The sequence below is a fragment of the Candidatus Rokuibacteriota bacterium genome, assembly GCA_016209385.1.
Lineage (GTDB): Bacteria > Methylomirabilota > Methylomirabilia > Rokubacteriales > CSP1-6 > JACQWB01.
Genome location: JACQWB010000234.1, coordinates 1 through 6,313 on the forward strand (window position 1 = coordinate 1; position 6,313 = coordinate 6,313).

The 6,313-nt window shown below is 71.2% G+C and carries 7 protein-coding genes; 5 read left to right on the plus strand and 2 right to left on the minus strand.

The genetic code is table 11. The annotated features are described in order from the left end of the window. Positions 1-173: 173 nt before the first annotated feature. Positions 174-320 (plus strand): YHS domain-containing protein, encoded by a 147-nt coding sequence (locus HY726_17420; protein MBI4610777.1) that lies wholly within the window; start codon positions 174-176, stop codon positions 318-320. 43 nt (positions 321-363) lie between these two features. After that, the gene (locus tag HY726_17425) at positions 364-1,251 is read left to right on the plus strand and encodes a DUF2889 domain-containing protein (GenBank protein MBI4610778.1); all 888 of its coding nucleotides are present in this window, start codon (positions 364-366) and stop codon (positions 1,249-1,251) included. A gap of 196 nt (positions 1,252-1,447) precedes the next feature. Here the strand turns inward: HY726_17425 and HY726_17430 are convergent, their stop codons facing one another. After that, positions 1,448-1,696 carry a hypothetical protein gene (locus HY726_17430; protein ID MBI4610779.1) on the minus strand — a complete coding sequence of 83 codons (249 nt, stop codon included), beginning with the start codon at positions 1,694-1,696 and terminating at the stop codon, positions 1,448-1,450. Positions 1,697-1,809: 113 nt separating this feature from the next. Next, entirely contained in the window at positions 1,810-2,727 is a 918-nt protein-coding gene (gene ftcD, locus HY726_17435) for a glutamate formimidoyltransferase (GenBank protein ID MBI4610780.1), read from the minus strand. Positions 2,728-2,922: 195 nt separating this feature from the next. Here ftcD and HY726_17440 point away from each other — a divergent pair, with 195 nt between their 5' ends. The 3 genes from HY726_17440 to HY726_17450 all read left to right on the plus strand — a co-directional run bounded on the left by HY726_17440 (position 2,923) and on the right by HY726_17450 (position 6,084). After that, positions 2,923-3,945 (plus strand): hydrogenase expression/formation protein, encoded by a 1,023-nt coding sequence (locus HY726_17440; GenBank protein ID MBI4610781.1) that lies wholly within the window; start codon positions 2,923-2,925, stop codon positions 3,943-3,945. A gap of 1 nt (position 3,946) precedes the next feature. After that, positions 3,947-5,548: a gamma-glutamyltransferase gene (gene ggt / locus HY726_17445; protein MBI4610782.1), complete on the plus strand. Its 1,602-nt coding sequence runs from the start codon at positions 3,947-3,949 to the stop codon at positions 5,546-5,548. A 137-nt stretch (positions 5,549-5,685) separates the two neighbouring features. After that, on the plus strand, positions 5,686-6,084 hold the full coding sequence (locus tag HY726_17450) for a hypothetical protein (GenBank protein MBI4610783.1): 399 nt from the start codon (positions 5,686-5,688) through the stop codon (positions 6,082-6,084). The last annotated feature ends 229 nt before the right edge of the window (positions 6,085-6,313 follow it).

Consider the following 6,313-nt stretch of genomic DNA (forward strand, 5'->3'; position numbering starts at 1 on the left):
GGCGTGGGTACCCGGTCGCCGCGAGCAGCCCGTCCGTCGGGGCCACCCCCGCCCCGACCCGGCTGCGCTCCGTCTTCGACGGGCAGCCGGGTGCCCGGGACCCCCGGCCCCTCCGGTGGGGCGCCCCGCTCGCGGCGACAGGACCCGCGGCCCGCTCCGAGGAGGTGATCACGATGGCGATGGACCCGATCTGCAAGATGCAGGTGGACCCCTCGAAGGCTGCGGGCTCGTCCACCTACAAGGGGCAGACCTACTACTTCTGCGCGCTCTCCTGCAAGGAGACCTTCGATCGGAACCCCGAGAAGTACGCGACCAAGTAGCGCGGGTGAAGGGCGCCCGGCGCCGATAAGCTCGCCGTACCTGGTGGAGGCCGACCGCTACGAGCGCGTGATTCACGGGTGGGTGGACGTTCCCAGCTCCGACGCCTTCGCCGTCACCGTGAGGATCGCCGACCCGTGGATCGCGTTCGAGCTGGCGGCCGACACGACCCCCTCACCCGACTACGCGATCCTCTCGGCGCGGGCGAAGGTCCTGATCGGTGACGCCGAGCGCATGGACCCGGCGCTCTGCGCCGCTACCGCGAAGGTCGCAGGCCTCCGCATGGTCGCGGGCTTCACCCGTAGCCTCGCCGGGGCCCTGGAGGGGCGGCGCGGCGCCCAGTACTTCGTGGATGCCGCCATCGAGGTGGCCCGGCTGGCCCGCCAGGTGACGCGGCTTCCCGAGGCGCTCGTCAGCGAGCGGATGGCGGAGGGGCCGATCGGCTACTGGCACCTCGACATGACCGGGTGGGTGGATCTGCCGTCGTCGTGCTACGCGTATCGGCCCGAGTCGGAGGCGCTCTTCAGGGAGCGCCAGGTCCGGAGTGCGATGCAGCCGGCCCTGTATGCCCCGCCCGTCGGGGCCGTCCGCATCTTCAACCGGAGCAAGGTGGCGAGGCTGGAGCGGCGGGACGGGCGCCTCATGCTCACGCACTCGATGTTCGACGAGGCCCACTCGTTCCAGATCTGGTACGCTGTGGACCTGAGCTCGGGGGTCATCGTGGACGCGGGCTCGAGCACGCCCCGCCTCCCCTACCTCGGCATCTGTACCGACCCCCAGCGCAATATCGCGTCGCTCGTCGGGCAGCCCGTGACGGCTGAGCTTCGCAAACGGATCGGGACGCTGATCGGCGGGCTCTCGGGCTGCGCCCAGCTCTACGACCTGACCGCTGACCTCCTGAAGCTCCTGAGCTTCGGCGCGGATCCCGGCTGAGAAAATACATCGGGGGGGCGAAACGCCCCCCCGAAAGTGCCGGCACCGCCTTATCGGGCCTCGCCTCGTGCGACCCGCGGGACCCAGCTTCGCTGGGTGCCGCGGGTGCCCGCTGCCTCGCGGCATGGCCGACGTCCCTCGGCTCGAACGACCATGCGCGATGCCGGGTGGATCGGTCTGTCGAGGGCTGACCTCTTTACTTCTTCTTGAGCTGGATGCCTGCTGCCTTCGCGGCCTCGTCGTACTTCGCGACGGATTCGCTGTGCTTGCCGGCCTGGTGGAGTGACCAGGCCTCGGCCGCGAGGGCCTTGGCATTCGCCGCAGCGGGATCCAGCCGGTTGCCGATGGCGGCGTCCATCTGCTGCTGAAGGAGCGGGCACTGCGCAGCCAGGGCGGGCATAGCTGTGAACGCAACCATTGCCATTCCGAGCAGGAACTTCTTCATGCGGATTCACCTCCTTCCGTTTGGGGATGGCCAGCGGGGTAAGGGCTCCCTCTGGGAGCACTATCATAAACGGGAATCGGCCTCCCCGGGTTCCCCGTAAGCAGAACCCCGGGTTAGGCCGGGGCCAAGGGGTCCTCGGCCAGGTAGCTATCGAGGAGCTTCGCGGGTGTGAAGTCTGTCACTCCCAGGCTCTCGGGCGGGCGTCCCTCGAAGGCTTCGCGAGGCGCCAGCCCCACCAGCTCGCTCCGCTTCACCGCGACCCCGCGCCGCGCTGCCCCGCTCTGTACCAGGTCGAAGACTCGCGCGAGTGACGACCGCCGGTAGTCGAGGAGATTCAACGAGACCTGGACGACCCCGCGGCTGGCGAGCGGCAGCCCCATCGCCTGGACTCCGGGGAGCCCGCCGGAGGATTCCCGGGCTTCTCGGGCGATCGCGCGAGCGACCTCCAGGTCGTTCGTGTCGAGCCAGACGTTGAAGGCGACGAGGATCGGGCGTGCCCCGACCGCGGTCGCTCCAGCGCGAGGGTTGAAGCGTGCCGGCCCTGCGTCGGGAGCCCAGGCCGGATCGGCGATCTGCTGCCCGAGCCCTTCGTACTCGCCCCTTCGGATCTCCGCGAGTCGCGTTCGCTCGGGGCGCTCGGCAGCCTCGCCGTAGAAGTAGACCGGCAGGCCGTGGCGCTCGGCGAGCCGCCGACCGACCCGGTGGGCCACGGCGACGGCGTCGGCCATGGTCATCCCCCTCAACGGGACAAAGGGGAGCACATCGAGGGCGCCGATTCGCGGATGAACGCCCGCATGGGTGCTCATGTCGACCGTCGCGAGAACCGTCGCGGCCAGGGCCAGCGCCGCCGCCTCGACCTCCGACGGCGTCCCGAGGAAGGTCAGGACCGACCGGTGGTGATCGGGATCCGCGTGGACGTCGGCAAGGCGGACGCCGTCCACCGAGCGGACGGTGCCGGCGAACTGCTCGACCAGTCGCCGGTCTCGCCCCTCGCTCACGTTGGGGGCGCACTCGAGGATGGCCCGGGTCATGGCGGGAGCGTGGCCAGCCTTCGGGAGACTCAGGCGGATTATACGGGCGGCCGACGAAGCGGGTCAACGGATCGCCGAAGGTTGACAGCGACGGACGCGCGCGGAACATCGGCGGAAGGCGGCAATCGGAGGGGGCCGTGCCCCCGGCGCGAAGCGCGGGGAGGGGGCCCCCTCCGACTGGGCTATACTGGGTCGGTGATACCTTCCCTCCCGGTCGGAAAGCTTCGGGCCGAGGCGCTCCAGGCCATCTTCGAGAAGCTGACGCCCCGCGACGCGCGCGTGCTGGTCGGGCCGCGGGTCGGCGAGGACGCGGCCATCATCGAGATGGGCGAGCGCTGCCTCGTCGCCACCACGGACCCCATCACGTTCACCACCGACGAGATCGGCTGGTACGCCCTCCAGGTCAACGCCAACGATGTGGCGGTGCGCGGGGCGCGCCCGCGCTGGTTTCTCGCCGCGCTGCTCCTCCCCGAAGGCCGCACGACCGACGCGACCGTGGAAGAGCTGTTCGCCCAGCTCGGGCGCGCCTGCGAGGAGCTCGAGGTGTCGCTCGTCGGCGGCCACACCGAGATCACGCACGGGCTCGATCGGCCGATCGTCGTGGGGACGATGCTCGGCGAGGTGGCCAAGGAGCGGCTGGTCACGAGCGGCGGGGCGCGGGTCGGAGACGCGATCCTCCTGACCAAGGGTGTGCCGGTGGAGGGAACAGCCATCATCGCGCGGGAGCGGGGAGCCGAGCTGCTCCGTCGGGGCGTCGCGCCCGAGCTGATCGGGCGGGCGAAGGGGTTTCTCAAGAGGCCCGGGATCAGCGTCGTCCCCGAGGCCCTCCTCGCGTGCGAGCTGGCTCCCGTGCACGCCATGCACGATCCGACCGAGGGCGGCGTCGCCACGGCGCTCTGGGAGCTGGCCACGGCGTCCGGCGTCGGGCTCCGTGTCGAGCGCGAGCGCATCGCGGTGGTGCCCGAGGGCGAGAGGCTCTGTCGGGAGTTCGGCCTGGATCCCCTCGGGACGATCGCCTCGGGGGCCCTGCTCCTCGCCCTGGCGCCGTCCGACGCTCCCATCGTCCTCCACGCCTGCGCGCGCGAGGGGATCGACTGCGCGTTCGTGGGCCAGGTCACGCCGCGGGAGCAGGGCGTGACGCTCGTCGAGGGCGGCCGGTCGGCCCCGATGCCCATCTTCCAGCAGGACGAGATCACGAAACTCTTCAGGGAGACCTGACGTGCCCCAGATCGGGTACGCCCATCGGCCGGTGGCCCTCGGGCGGGAGGGCATGGTCGCCGCCGCCCATCCGCTGGCCACGCTCACCGGCATCGAGCTGCTGAAGGCCGGGGGGAACGCCGCCGACGCTGCCGTGGCGGTGAACGCGGTCCTCGCCGTCACCCAGCCCAACATGTGCGGGCTGGGCGGCGATATCTTCGTTCTCTACTACGAGGCGGCTTCCCGGCGCGTGCACTGTCTCGTTGGCGCAGGCCGCTCGGGCTCGCGCGCCTCGCTCGAGGAGCTCGCGCGGCGGGGCCTCTCCCGGGTCCCTGCGCTCGGGCCCGCCGCGGTCTCGGTCCCGGGGTGCGCGCGCGGCTGGGCGATGCTGCTGGAGCGCTTCGGCACCCGCACGCTCGCCGATCTTCTCGGTCCCGCGATGCAGCATGCCGAGGCCGGCTTTCCTGCGACCCGCCTCCTCAGCCAGAGCATTGCCGAGCGCGGCGTCGAGATCCGCGACCCCGAGTGGCAGCGGATCTTTTTTCCGGGTGGGAGGGCCCCGCGCCTCGGCGAGCTCCTCCGTCAACCGGATCTCGCGCGCACGCTGCGCGCCCTCGCGAAGGAAGGGCCCGACGCCTTTTATCGGGGCCGGATCGCCGAGGCCCTCGCGCGGCGCCTCGAGGCGGAGGGCTTTCTGACCCTGGAGGACCTCCAGGCCCACACAGGAGAGTGGACCGATCCGATCGCCGCGGCGTACCGCGGCTACACGGTCTACGAGACGCCGCCGCCGACCCAGGGGCTGGCCGCGCTCCTGGCGCTGAACCTCCTGGAAGGGTTCGACCTGGCCAAGATGGCCTTCCACTCCGCCGATCACCTCCATCTCCTCCTCGAGATCGTCAAGCTCGCCTACGCGGACCGGGATCGCTGGGTGGCCGACCCCGCTCACGCCCGGGTCCCGGTCGACGAGCTTCTCGCGAAGGTCTACGCGGCGCGCCGCCGTCAGGCCTTCGACCCCGAGAAGGCGCAGGGCTACCGGTGGGGGGAACCCGCGGGCGACACGACCGGGTTCGTCATCGCCGACCGGCACGGCAACCTGGTCAGCGTGATCCAGAGCCTGTTTCACGCCTTCGGCTCGGGCGTGGTGCCGGAGGGAACCGGCGTGGTCCTCCAGAGCCGCGGCTCTCACTTCAGCACCGACCCGTCCCACCCGAACTGCCTCGCGCCGCGCAAGCGGCCCTTCCACACGCTGATCGCGGCGCTCGTCACGCGGGACGACCGGCCGGCCCTCGGCTTCGCCACCATGGGCTCAGAGGGACAGGCCATGTTCCACGCGCAGGTGCTCACGAACGTCCTGGACTTCGGGATGGACATCCAGGAAGCCATCGAGCGCCCCCGCTTTCTGGCGGGGCGCTTCAAGCCCGAGGACGCGGCCGGCGACGGCGTCTGGCTCGAGGGCCGGATCCCGAAGCGGAGCGTGAGCGGCCTGGCCCGGCGCGGCCACCGCGTCGAGGTCGTGAGCGACTTCTTCCACCGGATGGGCCACGCCCACGGCATCGTGGTGCGGGACGGGACGTTGATCGGTGGGGCCGACCCGCGCGGCGACGGGCTGGCGCTCGGCTATTGAGGCTGACAGGCCGACGGCACGCGTCTCGTGGGGCCCGCGGTGTGAGACGGAGGCTGACCGCATGGGCGGCTCTCCTGCTGCTGGGGGCGCTTGCCTCGAGTGCCGTCGCGGCAGAGTGGGGAGGGATCACCCCGGGGGTGAGCACGAACGAGACCGTCCGCGCGCGCTACCGCGGTCCGTCGCGCGAGTCGCGCCGGACCGTGGACGGCTACCCGACGACCCAGTGGGTGTACGAGGGCGCGGCGGCTCCGGTCGGGATGAAGCGGATGGTGGTGGACTTCGGGCTCCTCACCTCCCAGGGCTACCGCCCGGCCGTCGTGAGGTCGATGGTTCTGGAGCCCAAGCCGGGTGTCTTCCCGCGGCGCGTCGTCCTCGAGGGCTGGGGCTCGCCGGATCGGGTCGGCGTTGACGAGGGGCAGGATGTCTTCTATTACGCGAGCGGACTCGTCGTCTACTTCGTCAAGGGCGGCGCCGATGCGGCCTCGATGCTCTTCACGGTTGTCCAGGCCGAGCCGCCCAAGCCGGCCGGCCGGTGAGCGTGGCCGGGGTTTGCCTGCCCCGGGGAACGGTGGTAGGGTCAATGCTCGACAGTAGTTCGAGCCGAGGGACGTCGGCCATGCCGCCAGGCAGGCCCGTCACGAGGCGAGGCCCGAGTGAAATTCGAGCCGACGGGCTTCGGACGAGCCGCAGGCGAGGACAGCCACGAGGCGAGACCCGGGTTAATCAAGGAGGACTCCCCATGGCAAAAGTGCTTCGGTGCAAGGA